Source organism: Actinoplanes nipponensis, from assembly GCF_016862275.1.
In the GTDB taxonomy this organism is placed as follows: Bacteria; Actinomycetota; Actinomycetes; order Mycobacteriales; family Micromonosporaceae; genus Actinoplanes; species Actinoplanes nipponensis.
The window spans coordinates 62,685-82,873 of sequence record NZ_BOMQ01000027.1 but is presented as its reverse complement, the minus strand read 5'-3'; the positions used below and the strand labels follow the sequence as shown (position 1 = coordinate 82,873).

Genomic DNA, 20,189 nt, shown 5'->3' with positions numbered 1-20,189 from the left:
CGGGTAAAAGGGGCAAGACGCGGGCTACTCGAACAGGGAATGCCCCCGGCCGCCCTCCTCGCGGCGCCGGGCCCGCCGCCGCAGCTGCACGACCACCATGTCCACGACGGCGACCAGGGCCCAGGCCGCCAGCAGCCACCCCGGCACGGTCCAGCCCCGGCGCCACAGCACGATCGCCAGCACCGTGCACACCACGAAGCCGAACGCGGCCAGCACCAGCCGCAGATTCAGCGCGCTGTACGGCTGGCCGACGGTGCCCCGCCGGCCGGGCGGCTGAGCACCGATCGGCATGCCCCGACCCTAGCCCCGCGCCCGGCCGGCGCGCACCTCAGGACACCTCGCGCCGCAACACCCGTACCGTGCCGAGGATCAGCGGCAGCACCACCCAGACCAGCGCCGCCACCGCGAACCGGGCCCACTGCCCGCCGGTCATCCCCGGCTCGCTCAGCGGCACCGAGGTCAGGTTGATGTCGACCCAGCCGGCCGCCGTGCGCAGCCACCGGACCATCTCGCCGAGGACCGACCAGGCCGTCGGGATGGCGAAGTACAGCACGATGGCCAGCGGCGAGTTCATCAGCAGCGCGCCGAAGGCCGAGCCCATCAGCACGAACACCACCTGGTTGACCAGCAGCTGGCCGGCCAGGCCGGGGCCCAGGCGCCAGCTGCCGTCGCCCCCGGTGCCGATGGCGATCAGGTTGCCCACCGCGCACAGCGCGGCCGCCGCGACCGTGGTGGCCACCGCGATCAGCACCGCCGCGACCAGCTTGGCCGCCACCACCCGCCCGCGGGTCGGGGTGAGGGTGAACGTGGTCAGCGCCGTGCGCTGCGACCACTCGCTGGTCATCGACAGGATGCCCAGCACCGGCAGCAGCACCGAGGCCGGCAGCAGCCCGAAGGAGAGCAGGCCGGCGAAGGTCTGCTCGGCGTCCGGCGAGGCGGCGAGCATGATCGCGGTGGTGCCGGCCGCGGCCAGCCCGATCACGATCAACAACCACAGACCCGAGCGGGTGTCGGCCAGCTTGCGCAGCTCGATCCGGGTGAGCCGGGCCAGCGGGATGCCGGTACGGCGCACCGGCGCCCCGGGCGCAGCACCGGGCGCCGCGATCGGCGTCGTCTGCACGGCGGTCATCGGACGGCCTCCTGCACCGAGTCACCGGCGGTCAGGGTCAGGAACATCTGTTCGAGCCCGCCGCTGCCGGCCGGGCGCAGCTCCAGCAGCACCAGACCGGCCTCGGCGGCCACCCGGCCGATGGCCTCCGCGCCGGTCTGCACGACGACGCCCCCGTCGGTCGTCGGTGTGCCGGGCAGCCCGGCGCGGGCCAGCGCCGCCTCCAGGGCGGCCGGGTCCAGCGCCCGCACGACGGTGCCCGACGCGGCCAGCAGCTCGGCCTTGTCGCCCTGGGCCACGATCCGCCCGCGGCCGATGACGACGAGCCGGTCGGCGACCGCCTCCACCTCGCGCAGCAGGTGCGAGGAGAGCAGCACCGTGCCGCCCCGGTCGGCGAAGTCGCGCAGCAGCCCGCGCATCCAGTAGATGCCCTCGGGGTCCAGGCCGTTGGCCGGCTCGTCCAGGATGAGGATGCCCGGGTCGCCGAGCAGCGCGCAGGCCAGCCCGAGCCGCTGCCGCATGCCCAGCGAGTACGCCTTCACCCGCCGCCGGGCCGCCGTGCCGTTCAGCCCGACCCGGTCCAGGCTCTCCCCGACCCGGCGCCGGTCGACGCCCATGGTCAGCGCGGCCAGGGTCAGCACCTCCCGCCCGGTCCGCCCGGCGTGCTGCGCGGAGGCGTCCAGCAGCACCCCGATCCGCCGCCCCGGATTGCCCAGCCGCCGGTACGGCTGCCCGTCGATCGTGGCGGCGCCGGCGGTGGGCGGGGTCAGCCCGCAGATCATCCGCATCGTGGTGGACTTGCCCGCGCCGTTGGGGCCGAGGAAGCCGGTCACCGTGCCGGGCGTGCAGGTGAACGACACGTCGTCGACGGCCGGGTGGTCCCCGTACCGCTTGCTCAGATGTTCGACCGTGATCATGGGTCCAGCCTGCCGCCGCCGGCCGGCCCGCCGCGTCGGCCGACGGTCGGCGCCGGCGAACCTTGGTCGGTTCCCGGCACCGACTTCGGTCGGTGCGAGTAGGCGGGGCATCGACGGGTATGCCCGGGCCATGGGCATCAAGGAACCAGCGGACATCGCGCACGCCGCGGTGGCGACGGGCGTGCAGAAGGCCCGGCTGCGGTGGGACAAGACCCTGGTGGGCTCGTTCCTGGCCGGGGCGTACATCGCCTTCGGCGGGCTGGTGGCCATCGCGGTCTCGTCCGGGCTGGACCCGGCGACCTGGGGCAGTCTGCCCACCCTGTTCACCGGGGCGGCGTTCACCCTCGGCCTGGTCCTGGTGCTGATCGCCGGGTCGCACCTGCTGACCGGCAACATGCTGCTGATCCCGATCGGCGCCATGCAGGGCCGGGTGCGCTGGGCCGACCTGCTGCGCAACCTCACCCTGGTGCTGCTCGGCAACCTGGCCGGCGCGCTGTTCGTGGCCTACTTCCTGGCCGTGCAGACCGGCGTCATCGGCCACCTGGGCAGCGACGCGGGCACCTCCGGCGCGATGACCTACCAGCGGCTGGCCGGGATCGCCCAGGCCAAGGGGCTGCACGAGACCGACTGGCAGATCTTCCTGCGCGCGGTCGGCTGCAACTGGCTGGTCTGCCTCGCGGTGTGGGTGTCGCTGGCCGCCGACAGCGTCTCGGGCAAGATCCTGGCGATCTTCTTCCCGATCATGGCGTTCGTCGCCATGGGCTTCGACCACGTCGTGGCCAACATGTTCTTCCTGCCGGCCGCGATCTTCGCCGGGGTGCCGGACCTGGGCTGGGACGACGTGCTGCGCAACTGGCTGTGGGCCTTCCTGGGCAACCTGGTCGGGGCCGTGGTCTTCGTGGCCAGCACCTACTGGTACCTGTACCTGCGGGACGAGCCCTCGTCGGAGCAGCCCCGTGAGCTGACCTGACGCCGCGGGCCCCGTCCGTGTCGTACGGTGTGGTCACCCCCCTGGCACGACCGCGGCACGGTTGCTGAGGGGACGGGGCGCTGGTGATGCTCGACGGGGTGGGCTCCTGGGTCCGGGACGAGCTGCCGGCGCTCAACCGGGCGATCCTGGCCGGGCAGGTGGCCCCCGGGGTGCTGACCGACGTCCTGCGCGAGGAGCTGCTGCCCGGGCTGCCCCGCCCGGAGTGCCTGGACCGGCTCGACGCCCAGCGCCTGCTCGTGCACCTCGGCTTCGTGGGGGCCTCGGTGGCCCGGCACTTCCAGCAGCGCACCCCGGCCGGCAAGGACCACCCGCGGCAGGCGTTCGAAGGGCTGACCGTCGGCGCGGCCCAGGTGCCGTTCCTGGCGTACTTCGCCGCGCTGGCCGACCACACCGGCACCGGGCACTGCCACCGCGACAGCTACGCGTCGCTGGTGCGCTGGAACGTGGGCACGGTGCAGGTGCGCCTCGGCGACGAGCTGCTGTCCACCCTGCCCGGCATCTTCGACGACGGCGAGATCCGCAGCTACACCGGCACCGGCGGCGAGCAGCGCTTCTTCGCCCTGGTCAAACGCAGCGAGGCGGTGGAGCTCGCGGTGAACGAGCTGCTGGCGCCGCTGGGTGCCGACGGGGCCCGGCCGGGCGGCGACGAGGCGGTGCTGCGGGTCCGCACGGCCACCATCCTGCTCGACGCGATGCGCCAGCTGTTCGTCACCTTCGCGGGCCTGCCGGCGGAGCAGAGCATGCCCGCGGAGCACTTCATGGACGTGTTCCGCCAGTTCGCGGTCCACTGGACGCCGGACGACATCCCGCCCAGCGGGGCGCTGGACCCGGAGGCGCTCAAGCGCGACTTCCTGCTCGGCGTCCCGGCGGCGGACTACGAGGCGCACGTCCGCGGGCTGTTCCCCGCGCTGCTGAGCGACGAGCGGGCGATGATCGAGGCGGTCATGGCCCGCCCGTCGCTGCCGCAGCACCTGCTGGCCACCCTCGGGGTCGCGGACGGCGCGCTGGCCACGGCGAGCCCCGCCGAGCTGCGCCGGCTGGTCGGCCGCGAGCCGGCCCTGGCCGACTGGTACACCCTGCTGACCGCGCACGCCCGGGCGTCCGGCGCGCACCTGATGCTGAGCAAGAAGTTCCTGTTCACGCCGCAGAACCGGCGCGACGCGGCGGGCCAGGGCGATCAGCCGCTGGTCTCCAACCGGGCCGGCACCACCGGCATGACCGAGACCTTCCTGCAGCGGCTCACCCGCGCCCGCCGCGACCACCTGCTCGCCCCGCTGCGCCGGGTGCTGGCCGAAGATATCCCCACAAAAGTCACCACCGACGGGGTACGGTCACCCTCAGGGCCGCAAGCGCAAGCCACGGTGACCCTGGTGGCCTGACCCGCTGGGGGTGAGCGGTGGAAGCTCCGGTGAGCGCCGGCGGGCCGCCCGCGGGCCGCGCCCGAACACCGGTGACGGTCGGACACGAGCAGCTGATGGCGCTCATCGACCACACCTCCGCGGTGATCTACATGCGCGACGCCGACGGCCGGTACCTGCTGGTCAACCGCGAGTACGAGCGGTTGTTCCGGCTGCGCCGCGAGGACATCGTCGGGCTGACCGACCACGACCTGTTCCCCGGCGACGTCGCCGACGCCTTCCGCGCCAACGACCTGCTGGCGTTCGCCCGCGGCTTCCCTGTGCAGATGGAGGAGGAGGCGCCCGGCGAGGACGGGCTGCGCACCTACGTGACGGTGAAGTTCCCGCTCACCGACGCGGCCGGCACCTCGTACGCGGTCTGCGGCATCTCCACCGACATCACCGAGCGCAAGCTGGCCGAGCAGGAGGTACGCCGGCTCAACGACGAGCTGGAGATGCGGGTCCGCGAGCGCACCGCCGAGCTGGAGGCCTCGACGCGGGAGCTGGACGCGTTCGCGTACTCGGTGTCGCACGACCTGCGGGCCCCGCTGCGCTCGGTGGCCGGCTTCAGCCAGATCCTGCTCGAGGACCACAGCGACGCCCTCGGCGAGCAGGCCCGGCAGTACCTGGACCGGATCCAGGCCAACGTGGCCCGGATGGCGCAGATGATCGACGACCTGCTGCACCTGTCCCGGGCCACCCGGGTGGAGCTGCGCCGCGAACCCACCGACCTGGCCGGGCTGGCCCGGGAGATCGCGACGGAGCTGCGCGGCCGCGACCCGGACCGGGACGCCGAGTTCGACATCCCGGACCGGCTGGTCGCCCAGGGCGACCCGCACCTGATCCGGCTGGTGCTGCAGAACCTGATGGGCAACGCCTGGAAGTTCACCGCGCACCGCGGCGACGCGGTCATCCGGCTCTCGGGACACGAGCACGACGGGGTCGACGTCTTCTCGGTGCAGGACAACGGCGCCGGCTTCGACATGCGTTACGCGCACAAGATGTTCCAGCCGTTCCAGCGGCTGCACTCGGCCAGCGAGTTCGAGGGCACGGGGATCGGACTGGCCATCGTGCACCGGATCGTCACCCGCCACGGCGGCCAGATCCACGCCCGCTCCGAGCCGGGGCAGGGCGCGATCTTCCGGTTCAGCCTCACCCCCTCGCCGGCCGGCTGGGTGCTGCGATGATCGAGGGCCCGATCCTGCTGGTCGAGGACAACCCCGACGACGTCCTGTTCACCGTCCGGGCCTTCGGCAAGAACCACATGGGCAACGAGATCATCGTGGCCGGCGACGGGGAGCAGGCGCTGCGGCTGCTGCTGCCGTCCGACGGGAGCCGCCCGCTGCACCCGGCGTTGATCCTGCTGGACATCAACCTGCCGAAGGTCGACGGCCTGGAGGTGCTGCGGGCCCTGCGCGGCGACGAGCGCACCCGGGCCCTGCCGGTGGTCGTGCTGACCACCTCCAACGAGGAACGCGACATCGTGGACAGCTACCGCCTGGGGGCCAACAGCTTCGTGCGCAAGCCGGTGGTGTTCGGTGACTTCGTCGAGGCGGCCAACGTGCTGGGCCTGTACTGGCTGCTGGTCAACGAGCCGATGCCGCCGAACCGGGGCGACTGAGCCATGGCCGCCATCCACGTGCTCGTGGTTGACGACAACCCGGACGACGCCGTCCTGATCATCCGGCAGCTGACCCGGGCCGGCCTGTCGCTCACCCACGTGCGGGCCGACTCGGCGGCCGGCGTGGCGGCGGTCCTGGCCGACCGGCCGCCCGACGTGGTCATCTCCGACTACGACATGCCCGGCTTCCGCGCCGAGGACGCCCTGGAGCAGGTGCGGGCCCGCGACGCGGACATCCCCTTCCTGCTGGTCTCCGGTCAGGTCGGCGAGGAGGCGGCGGCGGCCCTGATGCGGGCCGGGGTGCGCGACTTCGTGCTCAAGGGCCGGCTCACCCGGCTGGCCCCCGCGGTGCAGCGGGAGCTGCGGGAGGCCGCCGACCGGCGGCAGCGGCGCCGGGCCGAGGCCGCGCTGCGCGACAGCGAGGAGCGGTTCCGCCTGCTGGCCGAGCACGCCCAGGACATCATCTTCCGGTACCGGGGCGGGCCCGCGCCGGCGATGGAGTACCTCAGCCCGGCCGTCGAGTCGGTCACCGGCCACCGGCCCGAGGAGTTCTACGCCGACCCCGGGCTCATCTTCGCCGTCCTGGAGCCCGAGGACCGGCCGCTGATCGAGCGGTCCTGGCGCTCGGCGCACCCGGGCACCCTCACCGTCCGCTGGCGCCGGCCCTCCGGCGAGGTCGCGTGGACCGAGCAGCGGGCGGTCGCCGTCCTCGACCCGAGCGGCCGGCCGGTCGCCGTCGAGGGCATCCTGCGCGACATCACCGAACAGGTCGCGGCCGACCGGCAGCGCGCCGAGCTGGAACGCCAGCTGCGCCAGGCGGAACGGCTGGACTCCCTCGGGCAGCTGGCCGGCGGCATCGCCCACGACTTCAACAACCTGCTGGCCGTGATCGCCGGGTACGCCGACATGCTCAGCGAGGAGCTGCCCGGCCACCACCCGGGCCGGGCCGACCTCGATGGCATCAAACAGGCGGCCGTACGCGGCACCGGGCTCACCCGCCAGCTGCTCATCTTCAGCCGGCTGGAACCGTCGCAGCCGGAGATCCTCGACGTCAACGCCGTCGTCGCCGACATGCACCGGCTGCTCAGCCGCACCCTGGGCGAGGACATCGAGGTGACCACGGACCTCGCGGCGGCACTGCCCCCGGTCGTGATGGACCGCAGCAAGCTGGAGCAGGTGCTGATGAACGCCCTGGTGAACTCCCGGGCGGCGATGCCCGCGGGTGGGCGGCTCAGCATCGTCACCGGCACGGAGCCCGGCCCCGGCGGGACCGGCGCCGCCGTCAGCCTCACGATCAGCGACACCGGCTGCGGCATGACGCCGGAGGTCGCCGCCCGCGCCTTCGAGCCGTTCTACACCACCAAGGGGCGTGGCCGAGGTACCGGGCTGGGCCTGTCGACGGCGTACGGGACGGTGACCGAGGCGGGCGGGACGATCAGCCTCGAGTCGCGGTACGGGCTCGGCACGACGCTGCGGGTGAGCCTGCCGGCGAGCGCGGCCGCCGTGCCGGAGGCCGTCGCCGCTCCCGCCGCCGCGGGCGCCGCCGGCGGCGGTGAGTGGATCCTCGTCGTCGAGGACGAGGAGGCGGTCCGCGACATCGTCCGCCGCACCCTGGTCAAGGCGGGCTACCGCGTGCACGCCGCCGCGGATCCGCAGGAGGCGCTGAAGATGTGCCTCGAGGACGACATCACGGTCGACGCGCTGCTCACCGACATCATCATGCCGGGGATGTCGGGCACCCGGCTGGCGGCGGAGCTGCGCCACAGCCGGCCGGATCTGCCCGTGCTGTTCATGTCCGGCTACACCAACGGCCCCACGCCGGGCGGCCAGGAGCTGCCCCCGGACGCCCCGCTGATCCGCAAGCCCTTCGAGACGGCGGCGCTCCTGCGCGAGCTGCACGGGTTGCTGCGGCCGCCCGGCGCCGGGGGATAGGCCGAGGCGTCGACTTTGGTCGGTATCGGGCGGCGTCCGGCCGCCCGTAGCATGACCCCGATGGGGGAGCTGACGATGGTCCGGGCCGGCCGCCGGCCGCCGGAGTACCACTGGTTGCTGCCGTCGGAGCTGCGTGGCCGGGTGGCCGAGGTGCGCGCCCGCCGGACCACGCGCGACTGGGCGGTCGACGCGCTCGGCTTCGCGGTGTCCCTCGGCTGGGCGCTGCTGACCGGCTTCGACCTGCTGCGGGCCGATCCGATCGTGCTGACCAACTGGGTCGGCACCCCGGCCTGGCTGGTCTGGTGCGACCTGGTCGCCGGGGTCGGGCTGACCGTCGCGCTGTGGTGGCGCCGCAGGTACCCGGTGCCGCTGGCCGTCCTGGCGATGGTGGGCGCGGCGTTCTCGGTCGGCGCCACGCTCGCGACCATGATCATTCTGTTCACGGTGGCCGTGCACCGCCGTTTCGCGGTGACCGGGGCCGTCGCCCTCGGCGCGCTGGCCTCCAACGCCGTCTTCTGCCTGCTGCGGCCCGAGCGGGGCACCCACGTCGCGGAGTCGCTCGCCTGGGGCGCCCTGTTCCTCGCCATCATCGTGCTCTGGGGCATGGTCGTACGCTCGCGCCGCCAGCTCGTCGTGTCGTTGCGCGACCGCGCCGAGCGCGCCGAGGCCGAGCAGCAGCTGCGCGTCGTCCAGGCCCGGGCGATGGAACGCACCCGCATCGCCCGGGAGATGCACGACGTGCTGGCCCACCGGATCTCCCTGCTCAGCCTGCACGCCGGCGCCCTGGAGATCCACCCCGGGGCGGCGCCGGCCGAGGTCGCGGGCGCCGCCGGCGTGATCCGGGCCAGCGCCCACCAGGCCCTGCAGGACCTGCGCGAGGTGATCGGGGTGCTGCGCGAGCCGGCCGGCGACGACGCCCCCGAGCGCCCCCAGCCCACCCTGCGCGAGCTGCCCGCGCTCGCCGACGAGTCCCGGGCGGCCGGCGTCAAGGTCGGCCTCGAGCTGCGGGTCGAGGAGGCGGCCGAGGTGCCGGCGGGTACGGCGCGGGCGGCGTACCGGATCGTGCAGGAGGGGCTCACCAACGCCCGCAAGCACGCCCCCGGCACGTCCGTGCGGGTCCGCGTGTCCGGCGCGCCCGGCGCCGGGCTGAGCATCGACGTCCACAACCCCGCGCCGGTCGGCGGGCGGGCGCCGGTGGCGATCCCCGGCACCGGCACCGGGCTGGTCGGGCTGGCCGAGCGGGCCACCCTGGCCGGCGGCCGGCTCACCAGCGGGCGCGGCGCCGACGGCGGGTTCACCCTCACCGCCTGGCTCCCGTGGGCGCGGCCGGGGACGACGCCGTGACCGAACCGGTCCGCGTGCTGATCGTCGACGACGACGCCCTGGTCCGGGCGGGCCTGACGATGATCCTGTCCGGCGCCGACGACGTCGCGGTGGTGGGCCAGGCCGCCGACGGCAGCGAGGTCCCGGCCGCGGTGGCCGGCCACCGGCCCGACGTGGTGCTGATGGACATCCGGATGCCCGGGATCGACGGCCTGACCGCCACCGAGACGCTGCGCCGGCGCCCGGGCGCCCCCGAGGTGATCGTGCTGACCACCTTCGACGCCGACGAGTTCGTGCTGCGCGCGCTGCGGGCCGGGGCCAGCGGCTTCCTGCTCAAGGACACCCCGCCGGTGGAGATCCTGCACGCGGTGCGCCGGGTGGCGCACGGCGAGGCGATGCTGTCACCCACGGTGACCCGGCGGCTGATCGCGCACGTGGCGGCGCCCGCACCCGACGGCCGGCAGCGGGCCCGGGCCGCGCTGGACGGGCTCAGCGAGCGCGAACGCGAGGTGGCGATGCTGGTCGGGCAGGGCCGCTCCAACGCGGCGATCGCCGCCGAGCTGTTCATGAGCGTCGCGACGGTCAAGGCGCACGTCTCCCGCCTGCTGGTCAAGCTGGACCTGAACAACCGCGTCCAGATCGCCCTGCTGGTCCACGACGCCGGCCTGGCCTGACCCGCCCCGGCGGGCCGGGGTGAGACCATGCCGGAATGACGAGCGAGACGACGGACGACGACGTGGCGCCCGGCGGGTCCGCCGTCGCCGCGGCGGTCGACGGCCTCGGCTGGCGTTACGTGCTGGGCGACCTGCGCGCCTCGATCCGGCTGGGTCCGCTCTGGCAGGTCGCGGAGGTCGCCACCGAGCTGATCCGGGCCTGCGGCGAGGGCGCCGACCAGTGCCTGCGGCTGGACCTGCGGCCCGGCCGGCTGGAGCTGGTCCTGCACCCGCCGGACGCGGCCGGGCTGACCGGCCGGGAACTGGCCCACGCGCGCCTGATCGCGACCACGGCCGCGGAGATGGGCCTGCCGCTGGAGCCGGACGCCGACGGGCGGCGCTCGGTGCAGGCCCTGGAGATCGCCGTCGACGCGCTGAGCATCGCCGACATCCGGCCGTTCTGGAAGGCGGTGCTGGGCTACACCGGCCGGCGCGGCGCGGACGGCCCGCGGGACCCGATCGTCGACCCGCTGGCCCAGGGGCCGCCGGTCTGGTTCCAGCAGCTGAGCGGCCCGCGCGCGCAGCGCAACCGGCTGCACCTGGACGTGTCGGTGCCGCCCGACGAGGCCCCGGCGCGGATCCGGGCCGCCCTGGCCGCGGGCGGCCGGCTGCTGTCGGACGAGCGGGCGCCGGCGTTCTGGGTGCTGGCCGACGCCGAGGGCAACGAGGCCTGCGTCAGCACCTGGCAGGACCGCGACTGACCGCCCGGTCACCCCGCCGCGGGAAGCACGAAGGTGCCACGGCCGGGAACCGTCGCGACCAGGCCGCGCTCGCGCAGCAACTCGACGGCCCGGCGGGCCGTGCCCCGCGCGATGCCGAACTCCTGCACCATCGCCGTCTCGCTCGGGATCGGCCTGTTGGGCGCGAGCTCGCCGCGCCCGATACGGGCAGCGATGACGTCCGCCACCTGTACGTACACGGGCTTCATGCCCTCCGGATCGATCACGCTCCGAACGCTAGACGACCAATCCCGGCCGCATACGTCATTGTACCTGTATGGACGTGTATAGACGTGTAGGTATTGGAGGGGTAATCTGGTGAAGACAGCGTGGCCCGGCGCAAGGCGTCGGGCTCGTGGTTGAGGTGACGGCCCGGTGGTGATCAGCTGGGCCGTCCCCTACCCACCGGTGGCCGGCGGCGCTCAGGACGAGTGCGGTGAGCGCGCCGACGGCGCCGGCGCGGAGGGCCGGTCCGGGGCGGCGGCGAGGAGCTGGGAGACCGTCGCGAAGCGGTAGCCGCGGTCCCGCAGTCCGGCGATCATCGCGCCCAGCCCGCGCAGGGCCACCAGCCGCCGGTCGGCGCCGACGTCGTGGGCCAACACGATGTCGCCCGGGCGCGCCCCGTCGACGATCGCCCGGACCTGCGCGCCGGGGTCGGCGGCGTAGGCGCGTTCGCGCATCTGCCGGTTCCACAACACGATGTCGTAGCCCATCGAGTCGGCGGCCAGCAGCGTCGAGCCGCCCAGGTGCCCGAACGGCGGCCGCATCAGCGTCGGCGCCCGCCCGGTGACCTCCCCGATCACGTCGTGCGCCCGGGACAGCTCGGCGGTGACCCGCGGCAGGTCCAGGGTCGCCAGGTCGTCGTGCGACCAGGAGTGGTTGCCGACCTCGTGGCCGTCCAGCCGTCCCCGGACCAGCGCGGCGTGCTCCCGCAGCCGCCGCCCCACCATGAAGAACGTGGCGGGCACCCCGGCGGCGGCCAGGGTGTCGAGCACCATCGGCGTCCACCGGGGACCCGGCCCGTCGTCGAAGGTCAGCGCCACCACCTTCTCGCGGGTCTCGGCGTAGTACCGCACCGTCACGTCGGCGTGCCGGGCGGCGGCGGGGGTGTCCGCGGCCGCCGCGTACCCGCCGCCCAGCGGGGGCCGGTCCCACCCGCACCAGCGCGGCACCTCGCTCGCGCCGACGGCGCCGGCCGCCGCCCCGGCGAGGGCCAGCAGGCCGCCGCGCAGCAGGGTGCGCCGGCTGGGCCGCGGTATCCGGACGTGCGCTGCCATGGTTTCCCCCGTGTCCGCGCCGCGGGAGCGCGGCGCCACAGGGAGCGTCCCGGGCGGGGTCCCCGGCGGGTATCCGGCGCGGGCCGGAGATCACCTCGCGCCGGCTCCGTCCTTCGGCCGAGGCGCCGGTGTGTTACCGGGCCGGGGCGAGCGGCCACAGCGGCTCCTCGGCCGCCTCCTCCGTCTCGCGCAGCACCCGCATGATGTTGCGGCCCGTCAGCTTCTCCAGCTCCGGTTGGCCCCACCCGCGCCGGGCCAGCTCCGCGAGCAGCCGCGGATAGCCCGACACGTCCTCCAGGCCGGCCGGCAGCCGGTCGCAGCCGTCGTAGTCGCCGCCCAGGCCGACGTGGTCCAGCCCGGCCACCGCCCGGACGTGCTCGACGTGGTCGGCCACCTGGGCGATGGTCGCCTCCGGCCGCGGGTGCGCGGCCAGCCAGGCCCGGAACGGCTCGGGCGGGGGCGCGCCCGCGCCGGACGACCCGCCCGCGGCGGGTGCGGACTCCCGCCCCGGCCGCGGGGCGCTCGGCCACGGGTCCGGCTCGGCCGGCAGCCCGAGCCGTTCGCGTTCCGCGTCGGCGGCCGCCGTCCAGGCGGCGACCTCGGCCGAGACGAACAGCGGCACGAACGTCACCATGCAGACGCCGCCGTTGTCGCGCAGCCGGACCAGCACGTCGTCGCCGGCGTTGCGGCGGTGGTCGTGGACCGCCCGGGCCGACGAGTGGCTGAAGATCACCGGAGCGGTCGCCACGTCCAGCGCCGCGTGCATCGTGGTGGCGGCGACGTGCGACAGGTCGACCAGCACGCCGATCCGCTGCATCTCCGCGACGATGGCCCGGCCCTCGTCGTTCAGGCCGCCCACGCGCGGCACGTCCGCCGCCGAGTCGGCCCACGAGGTGTTGTGGTTGTGGGTCAGGGTCACGTAGCGGACCCCCAGGCGGGCGAAGGACCGCAGCACGCCGAGCGACGTCGCCAGGCTGTGCCCGCCCTCGATGCCGATCAGCGAGGCGATCCGGCCGCCGCGCCGGGCCGCCTCGACGTCGTCGGCCGAGTACGCGACGGCAAGGTCGTCCGGGTACGCGGCGACGAGCCGGTACACCGCGTCGATCTGTTCCATGGTCGCCACCACGGCGTCCGGTTCGCTCAGGTCCGACGGGACGTACACCGACCAGAACTGGCCGCCGACCCCGCCGGCGCGCAGCCGGGCGATGTCGGTGTGGAACTCGGCGCGCCCGGCGGCCAGGCCGTCGACGCGGTAGCCGGCGCGTTCCCGCAGGGCCATCGGCAGGTCGTTGTGCCCGTCGATGACGGGCGCGGCGCGCAGGGCGAGGTCGACGACGGACACGGGCGCTGCTCCTCAGGCTCCGGACCCGGACCGGTCCGAACGGACGATGATCACTGGCCCGGAGCATAGGACGGAACCGGGCGAACCGCGCGCAGGCCGCCCCGCGGAATCCTCAAGTCGCGCCGTCCGGCTCGTTCGCAACCGGCCGGCACCCGCACGGGCACGGCGCGCGCACCGGGCGCCCCGGAATCTTCTCCCCATGCCCGGCCGAGACGCGGCCGGACAATGCGGGGGAGATCCGAATTGCGTCGCACCAAGCTGCAGAAGTCCGTGACCGCCCTGGCCGCCCTGGTGGCCGGCGCCGGCACCGCGATGGTGGCGTCCGCGCCGGCCGCGGCCGCCACCGGGGAGCTGAACCTGGCCGCCGCTGACGACGCGTACGTGTCCAGCGGCCGCAAGGACACCACGTTCGGCGGCGAGGACAAGCTGGCGATCGGCCGGCTCGACGGCGACACCAAGATCGGCTTCGTCAAGTTCCTGGTCCCGGCGGGCGCCCGGGTCACCGGCGCCCGGCTGCGGCTGATCACCGTGGGCGGCGCCGCCGGCACGGTGACCCTGCGCCGGACGGACAACGGCTGGACCGAGCGGCAGCTCACCGCGGCCAACGCCCCCGCGCCCGGCGCGGTCGTCGGCTCCGTCACGCCGCCGGCCGGCGCGGAGGAGCTCACCTTCGACCTGGGCGCCGCGGTCACCGGCCCGGGCGTCTACTCGTTCGCCGTGCAGTCCTCGGCGGCCAACGCGGTCACCCGGCTGCGCTCGGCCGAGGGCAAGTGGGGCGGCCCGGTGCTGACCGTGACCACCGGGACCGCGCCGTCGTCGCCGGTCGTGCCGCCGGCCACCCCGATCGAGGACGAGGACATGCCGCCACCGGCCGCCGAGCCCACGACCGCCCCGACCACGACCGCCCCGGCCACGACCGCCCCGACCACCACCGCCCCCGCCACCACGGCCCCGGCCACGACCGCCCCCGCCACGACCGCCCCGGCCACCACCGCCCCCGCCACGGGCGAGCCGACCCCGACTCCGCCCGCGCCCGTCGACCCGCCGCAGGGTGAGTGCGTCACCGGCGCCAAGCTCGTGCCGTCCTGCGGCGTGCTCTGGGGCGCCGCCGCCGGCGGCTTCACCGACGCGCCCCGCGACGAGGCGCTCAAGGACTGGGAGAAGCTCAGCGGCCGCACCGCGAGCATCTTCCACGCGTACCACAAGGGTGACGAGCCGTTCCCGACCAAGGCCGAGACGGCCATGGCCCGCGACGCCGCCCACCCCCGCGTGCTGCTGCTGAACTGGAAGATCGCGTACGGCTCGACCTGGGCCAAGGTCGCCCGGGGGGAGCAGGACGCGCGGATCGACCGCTTCGCCGCCCGGATCAAGGGCGGGTTCAGCGAGAAGTTCTTCCTGGTGCTCAACCACGAGCCGGAGAACGACGTCGTGGCCCGGGCCGGCTCCGGCTGGGAGGCCAAGGACTTCGCCGCCATGTACCGCCACACGATCCTGCGCCTGCGCGCCCAGGGCGTCAGCAACGCGATCAACGTCATGGCCTACATGGGCAACGAGAAGTGGATGGCGCAGTCCTGGTGGAAGGACCTCTACCCGGGCGACGACGTGGTGGACTGGATGGGCCTCGACTCGTACGTGAGCGCCGAGAAGGGCTACTACCACTACGGCATGTTCGCCGACCTGCTCGACCGCGAGCCCGCCACCGGCGGCCTGGGCTGGTACGACTGGGCCGCCACCCGGCACGCCGGCAAGCCGATCATGGTCGCCGAGTGGGGCGTGTACCACCGCGTCGGCAAGGTCGCGGACAAGACGGCCGGCTTCACCAGCGTGCTGCCCGAGCTGCGCAAGCGGCCCGGCATCAAGGCGATCGTCTACTTCGACACCAAGCACGACGACCAGGGCGACCGCGACATCAGCATCGACAGCACGAAGACCGCGCTGGCCGCGTTCCGCACGCTGGCCGCCGACAAGCTCTTCGACGTCAAGCTCCGCTGACGTCCGCACCCCAGCTCACGAGCCGCCCGGCGGGCCTGCCGGGCGGCTCGTGCCGGGCTCAGCCGCCGGCCACCGCCATCGTGCCCTTGCCGCTGCGCTTGGCGTCGTACATGGCGGCGTCGGCGGCGCGCAGCAGCGTGCCGGCCCGCTCGCTCGGCCCGGTGGCGACGCCCACGCTGGCCCGTACGACCAGCACGTGACCCTCGACGGTGACCGGCTCGGACAGCGCCGCCACGATCCGCGCGGCCGTCGCCGCCGCCTCGGCCGGGGTGGTGCCGGTCAGGATCACCGCGAACTCGTCGCCGCCGAGTCGGGCCACCGTGTCGCTGCCGTCGCGCACGCAGCCGCGCAGCCGCTCGGCCGCCGTGGTCAGCACCCGGTCGCCGACGTGGTGGCCCAGGGTGTCGTTGATGATCTTGAAGTCGTCCAGGTCCACGGCCAGGACCCCGGTACGCGCGCCGGCGCCGGGCTGCTCCGCGGCGTCGGCGATCCGGCGGTGGAACAGCGCGCGGTTGGCCAGGCCGGTCAGCGCGTCGTGGGTGGCGTCGAAGCGCAGGCGTTCCTGGAAGGCCCGGGCCTCGGTGATGTCCCGGGCGTTGGAGATCAGCCCGCCGACGCTGGGGTCGTCGTGCCGGTCGGTGGCGACCACGTCCAGCCAGCGCCACGAGCCGTCCCGGTGCCGGACCCGGCCCTGCCAGGAGCCACCGGCCGCGGCGACCGGCCGGTCCTGCGGGTGCAGCAGGTCGTGCAGCGTCGAGCCGTGCAGCTCCTCGCTCGCGTAGCCCAGCATCCGGGTCACCGCCGGGCTGGTGAAGGTCATCCGCCCGCCCCGGTCGGTGATCACGGTCAGGTCCGACGAGTGCTCGATCAGCGAGCGGAACCGGCTCTCCTGCTCGCCGAGGCGGCGCAGCAGCACCGCGTTGTCGACGAACGAGGTGATCTGCCGGCCCAGCACCACCAGGGTCACCAGCAGCGAGGCCAGCAGCAGGCCCCAGCTGCGGGCGGACAGGCCCTGGTCGATCAGGCTGGCCAGGCCGGCGGTGTACGTGGCCAGCGCGGCCCCGTACGGCAGCAGGCTGAACGGCCGGCGCCGGCGGCGCGGCGGCGCGGTGGCGGCGACCCGCATCTCCACCGTCTGCGCCCGCGGGCAGGCCGCCATGATGACGCACGGCACGAAGCTGGCCAGCATGGACACCGCCGGGTGCACGGTGGGGGCCAGCCCGTCGACCCCGGCGCCGACCGCGGTGAGCGCCACGCCGACCAGCGCGATGCCGGCCGCGACCGGCCGGAACGGGGCGTCGCCGCCCAGCACCAGCTTGGTGATGCCGAAGAACAGGATCAGCATGACCGCCGCCAGCATGCTGTTCAGCAGCACCAGGGCGGTGCCCGCGCCGACCACCGCGCTGAGCACGAAGGACCAGATGAACCCGGCGGCGGCGGTCATCACCGTGGCCGCGTCCAGCCAGAAGACCAGGCGCTGACGCCCGGTGGCCCGCACCGGGTGGGTGAGCATCGTCCACAGCGGCAGGGCCATCCCGGCCAGGATGAACACCAGGTGCACGTCGCCGCTGACCAGTCCGTGGACGGTCAGGTCACGCGCGGACTGCGCCGTCTGCACCAGGTCGCCGGCGGTGAACAGCACCGCGGCGGCCGTCATGGACCGCCAGAAGCGGCGGGTGGTGGCCGGCGCCGCCGCGTCGCGGGCCACCCGCCACGAGCCCGCGGCGAGCACCACGTCCAGGGCCACCTGGATCGGCCAGTAGGCGGCGATCCGCACCGGCAGGCCGGCCACCGGCCACGCGTACCAGGCGACGCCGAGCACGGCGACGGCGAGCAGGGCCCGCATGCCGCGGTCCCGCAGCAGTGCCACCGGCACCGGCGGGGCCGTCCGTCTGCCCGTACGCGGAACCATCGCCCGTTCCTCCAGCCCGGCGCCCCCGGGGGGTGGGAGTCGCAGCCTGTCCATCGTGCGGGGGCCGGAGGACCTGAGACATCGGCGCCGCCCGCGGCTGTGACGACGCCCGCCGTGGCGTGGCCGGCCGGGGCCGGGCCGCCGGGGAAAGCCCGCGAAAGCCTCAGGTGGCCCGGCGCCGGCCCGATCTTCGACGGAGACGCCACGCCGGCGGGCGCCGACCACGGGACGGGGGGACGACTCCGATGATCCTCAGACGACCACGCCCCGGCACCGTCGTGGTCGTGCTGGCCGTGGTCGTGTTCGCCGCGTGGATGACCGCCGGAACGGGCGGCCGCGGCGTCACCCGGGCGGTCTCCGACCTCGGCACCGTCCTGATGACCCTCGCGGCCGGGCTCGCCTGCCTGGTGCGCGCCGCGCGGCACCGGGGCCGGCTGGGCGTCGCCTGGGGCGGCATCGGCCTGGGCGTCCTGCTGTGGTGCGCCGGCGAGGTGAGCTGGACCTACGCCGAGCTCGTCCAGGGCCACGACGCGCCGGCGCCCGGGCCGTCCGACGTCGGCTACCTGGGCATGGTCCCGCTGGTCGCGGCCGGCCTGCTGGCCGTCCCGGTGGGCCGGCAGTCCGCGGCGCACCGGGTCCGCAGCGTAGTCGACGGGCTGATGATCGCCGCCTCGCTGCTGCTGGTGAGCTGGATCCTGGTCCTCGCGCCGCTGCTCGCCGCGGGCGCCGCCAGCCCGCTGGCCCGGCTCGTCCTGCTCGGTTACCCGCTCAGCGACGTCGTGCTGATCACCGTCGCGCTGTACGTGCTGGCGCTGCTGCGCCGCGGCGGGCGCGACGCCGGCGCGCTGTCGCTGATCCTGGCCGGCATGGTGACCCTCGGCGTCGCCGACACCCTGTACGTCTACGTCAGCCTGCACCACGTCTACCACACCGGCGGCCCGCTGGACGCCGGCTGGTTCACGGGCTTCGCGATGATCCTGCTGGCCGCCCTGCGCCCGGCGGGCCGTACCGCCGCCCCGGCCGGCGGCCCCGCCGAGGGGCAGTCGCTCGCGGTGCTGCTGCCGTACGCGGCCGTGCTCGTCGCGCTGGTCTGCAGCGTGGTCCACTACGCGCTGGTCGGCGAGGTGGACCCGTTCTTCGCCGCCTGCCGCACCGTGCTCATCGTGCTGATCATCGCCCGGCAGCTGCTGACGCTGCTGGAGAACCGGCACCTCACCCGGCACCTGGAGGCGCGGGTCGCGCGCCGCACGGCCGAGCTGCGGGCCAGCGAGCTGCGGTTCCGCGCCCTGGTGCTGCAGAGCTCGGAGTCGGTGGCGGTCATCGACGCCGACTCCACCATCCGGTTCCAGAGCGAGTCGGTCGAGCGGATCTTCGGCTATCCGGCCTCGCTGCTGCTGGGCCTGCGGCTGCTCGACGTGGCCGGGCGCCGGGCGGCGCCCCGGCTCGCCGCGGCCCTGGAGTCGGTGCGCGACCAGCCGCTCGGCGTCGTGGTGGTCGAGGTCCCGCTGCGCCACGGGGACGGCCGGCTGCGGCTGGCCGAGATGACCATCACCAACCTGGTGCACGACCCGTCCGTCCGCGGGTACGTGCTCAACACCCGCGACATCCACGACGCCACCGAGCTGCAGGAACAGCTCGTGCACGAGGCGTACCACGACGCGCTGACCGGACTGGCCAGCCGGGCGCTGTTCCGCGAGCGGGCGCTCGAGGCGCTGGCCCGCGACGGCGCCGGCACCGCCGTCCTGCTGCTCGACCTGGACGGCTTCAAGGAGATCAACGACAGCCTCGGCCACGCCGCCGGCGACGCCCTGCTCGTGCAGGTGGCCGACCGGCTGCGGGCCGCTGTCCGGGAGGGCGACACGGTGGCGCGGTTCGGCGGCGACGAGTTCGGCGTCGTGATCACGTCCCCGACGGCGCTCGCCGACGCGGAGGCCGTCGCCGGGCGCATCGCGGCCGCGCTGGCCGAGCCGGTCCGGGTGGGGGAGCGGGACCTGCCGGTGGCCGCCAGCATCGGGCTGGCCGGGGGCGCCGACGCCGGCGACATCGATCAGCTGCTGCGCAACGCGGACCTGGCGATGTACCGGGCCAAGGCGGCCGGCGGGGCCGGGCTGGCCGCGTACCACCCGGGGATGCTCGCCGGCCTGGTCGGGCGGCTGGAGCTGGAGGCCGACCTGCGCCTGGCCCTGGACCGCGAGGAGCTGGCCCTGCACTACCAGCCCACCGTGGACCTGCGCACCGGCGCGATCGTCGGCTTCGAGGCGCTGGTCCGCTGGCGCCATCCGACCCGCGGGATGGTCTCGCCGCTGGACTTCATCGGCATCGCCGAGACCACCGGCCTGATCGTGCCGCTCGGGCGCTGGGTGCTGGCCGAGGCCTGCCGGCAGGCCGTGGCCTGGGGCGCGGGCAGCGGCCGGCGGCTCAAGATGGCCGTGAACGTCTCCGTGCGCCAGTTCGAGCACGGCGACCTGTCCGCGATGGTCGCCGAGGTGCTCGCCGAGACCGGCATGCCGGTCGACCAGCTGTGCCTGGAGATGACCGAGAGCGTGCTGCTCACCGACACCGACGAGAACCTCACCCAGCTCCAGCGGCTCAAGGCGCTGGGCGTCACCCTGGCCATGGACGACTTCGGCACGGGGTACTCCTCGCTGGCCTACCTGCGCCGGTACCCGATGGACATCCTGAAGATCGACCGGTCCTTCGTGGACCGGCTGGGTGGCGACCGCGAGGACGAGGCGCTGGTCCACACGATCGTGCGGCTGGGCGCGAGCCTGGGCATGACCACGGTCGCCGAGGGCATCGAGCAGGCCGGGCAGCTCGCCACCCTGCGCGCCCTCGGCTGCGACCTGGCCCAGGGCTTCCTGCTGTCCCGGCCGGTGCCGGCGGAGGAGGCGGGCCGGATGCTCGCCGCGGAACCGGCGCCGGTGCTGGTCGTCCCGGCCTGACGC

17 protein-coding genes are annotated in these 20,189 nt (G+C 74.8%); 10 read left to right on the top strand and 7 right to left on the bottom strand.

Features of this window, described 5'->3' with window-relative positions:
• Positions 1-24: 24 nt before the first annotated feature.
• Genes Ani05nite_RS12125 through Ani05nite_RS12115 form a run of 3 tightly spaced genes read right to left on the bottom strand, consistent with a single transcriptional unit; the run spans position 25 to position 2,025 of the window.
• Positions 25-291 (bottom strand): hypothetical protein, encoded by a 267-nt coding sequence (locus Ani05nite_RS12125; RefSeq protein WP_203767947.1) that lies wholly within the window; start codon positions 289-291, stop codon positions 25-27.
• 37 nt (positions 292-328) lie between these two features.
• Positions 329-1,129: an ABC transporter permease gene (locus Ani05nite_RS12120; protein ID WP_239129726.1), complete on the bottom strand. Its 801-nt coding sequence runs from the start codon at positions 1,127-1,129 to the stop codon at positions 329-331.
• Positions 1,126-2,025, bottom strand: a complete 900-nt coding sequence (locus Ani05nite_RS12115) for an ABC transporter ATP-binding protein (RefSeq protein ID WP_203767946.1) — start codon at positions 2,023-2,025, stop codon at positions 1,126-1,128. The genes Ani05nite_RS12120 and Ani05nite_RS12115 overlap by 4 nt, the downstream gene beginning before the upstream one ends.
• 130 nt (positions 2,026-2,155) lie before the next feature.
• Here Ani05nite_RS12115 and Ani05nite_RS12110 point away from each other — a divergent pair, with 130 nt between their 5' ends.
• The 8 genes from Ani05nite_RS12110 (at position 2,156) to Ani05nite_RS12075 (ending at position 10,703) form a co-directional block, all read left to right on the top strand.
• Entirely contained in the window at positions 2,156-2,995 is an 840-nt protein-coding gene (locus Ani05nite_RS12110) for a formate/nitrite transporter family protein (RefSeq protein ID WP_203767945.1), read from the top strand.
• An 86-nt stretch (positions 2,996-3,081) separates the two neighbouring features.
• Complete coding sequence (locus tag Ani05nite_RS12105) at positions 3,082-4,395, top strand: hypothetical protein (protein ID WP_239129732.1); 1,314 nt, start codon at positions 3,082-3,084, stop codon at positions 4,393-4,395.
• 71 nt (positions 4,396-4,466) lie between these two features.
• On the top strand, positions 4,467-5,600 hold the full coding sequence (locus Ani05nite_RS12100; protein ID WP_203767943.1) for a sensor histidine kinase: 1,134 nt from the start codon (positions 4,467-4,469) through the stop codon (positions 5,598-5,600).
• On the top strand, positions 5,597-6,034 hold the full coding sequence (locus Ani05nite_RS12095; protein ID WP_203767941.1) for a response regulator: 438 nt from the start codon (positions 5,597-5,599) through the stop codon (positions 6,032-6,034). Before Ani05nite_RS12100 ends, Ani05nite_RS12095 begins: the two co-directional genes overlap by 4 nt.
• A 3-nt stretch (positions 6,035-6,037) precedes the next feature.
• Complete coding sequence (locus Ani05nite_RS12090) at positions 6,038-7,966, top strand: response regulator (protein ID WP_203767936.1); 1,929 nt, start codon at positions 6,038-6,040, stop codon at positions 7,964-7,966.
• Between the two features lie 60 nt (positions 7,967-8,026).
• Complete coding sequence (locus Ani05nite_RS12085; protein WP_239129724.1) at positions 8,027-9,310, top strand: sensor histidine kinase; 1,284 nt, start codon at positions 8,027-8,029, stop codon at positions 9,308-9,310.
• Positions 9,307-9,963 (top strand): response regulator, encoded by a 657-nt coding sequence (locus Ani05nite_RS12080; protein WP_203767934.1) that lies wholly within the window; start codon positions 9,307-9,309, stop codon positions 9,961-9,963. The genes Ani05nite_RS12085 and Ani05nite_RS12080 overlap by 4 nt, the downstream gene beginning before the upstream one ends.
• Positions 9,964-9,998: 35 nt before the next feature.
• Positions 9,999-10,703 carry a VOC family protein gene (locus Ani05nite_RS12075; RefSeq protein ID WP_203767932.1) on the top strand — a complete coding sequence of 235 codons (705 nt, stop codon included), beginning with the start codon at positions 9,999-10,001 and terminating at the stop codon, positions 10,701-10,703.
• A gap of 8 nt (positions 10,704-10,711) precedes the next feature.
• On the opposite strand, the gene Ani05nite_RS12070 is transcribed toward Ani05nite_RS12075, so the two are convergent.
• From Ani05nite_RS12070 to Ani05nite_RS12060, 3 genes are all read right to left on the bottom strand, one after another.
• Positions 10,712-10,948: a GntR family transcriptional regulator gene (locus Ani05nite_RS12070; protein WP_203767930.1), complete on the bottom strand. Its 237-nt coding sequence runs from the start codon at positions 10,946-10,948 to the stop codon at positions 10,712-10,714.
• 195 nt (positions 10,949-11,143) lie between these two features.
• On the bottom strand, positions 11,144-11,998 hold the full coding sequence (locus Ani05nite_RS12065) for a polysaccharide deacetylase family protein (RefSeq protein WP_203767928.1): 855 nt from the start codon (positions 11,996-11,998) through the stop codon (positions 11,144-11,146).
• A 133-nt stretch (positions 11,999-12,131) separates the two neighbouring features.
• A complete protein-coding gene (locus Ani05nite_RS12060; RefSeq protein WP_239129722.1) occupies positions 12,132-13,340 on the bottom strand; it encodes a dipeptidase in 1,209 nt (402 codons plus the stop codon).
• A 243-nt stretch (positions 13,341-13,583) separates the two neighbouring features.
• Between Ani05nite_RS12060 and Ani05nite_RS41825 the strand changes: the two genes are divergently transcribed.
• Positions 13,584-15,332 carry a CBM96 family carbohydrate-binding protein gene (locus Ani05nite_RS41825; RefSeq protein WP_275410535.1) on the top strand — a complete coding sequence of 583 codons (1,749 nt, stop codon included), beginning with the start codon at positions 13,584-13,586 and terminating at the stop codon, positions 15,330-15,332.
• A gap of 58 nt (positions 15,333-15,390) precedes the next feature.
• Here the strand turns inward: Ani05nite_RS41825 and Ani05nite_RS12050 are convergent, their stop codons facing one another.
• A complete protein-coding gene (locus Ani05nite_RS12050) occupies positions 15,391-17,208 on the bottom strand; it encodes a diguanylate cyclase domain-containing protein (protein ID WP_203767926.1) in 1,818 nt (605 codons plus the stop codon).
• Between the two features lie 281 nt (positions 17,209-17,489).
• Here Ani05nite_RS12050 and Ani05nite_RS12045 point away from each other — a divergent pair, with 281 nt between their 5' ends.
• Positions 17,490-20,186, top strand: coding sequence for a putative bifunctional diguanylate cyclase/phosphodiesterase (locus Ani05nite_RS12045; RefSeq protein ID WP_203767922.1), 2,697 nt, complete (start codon positions 17,490-17,492; stop codon positions 20,184-20,186).
• Positions 20,187-20,189 lie beyond the last annotated feature (3 nt).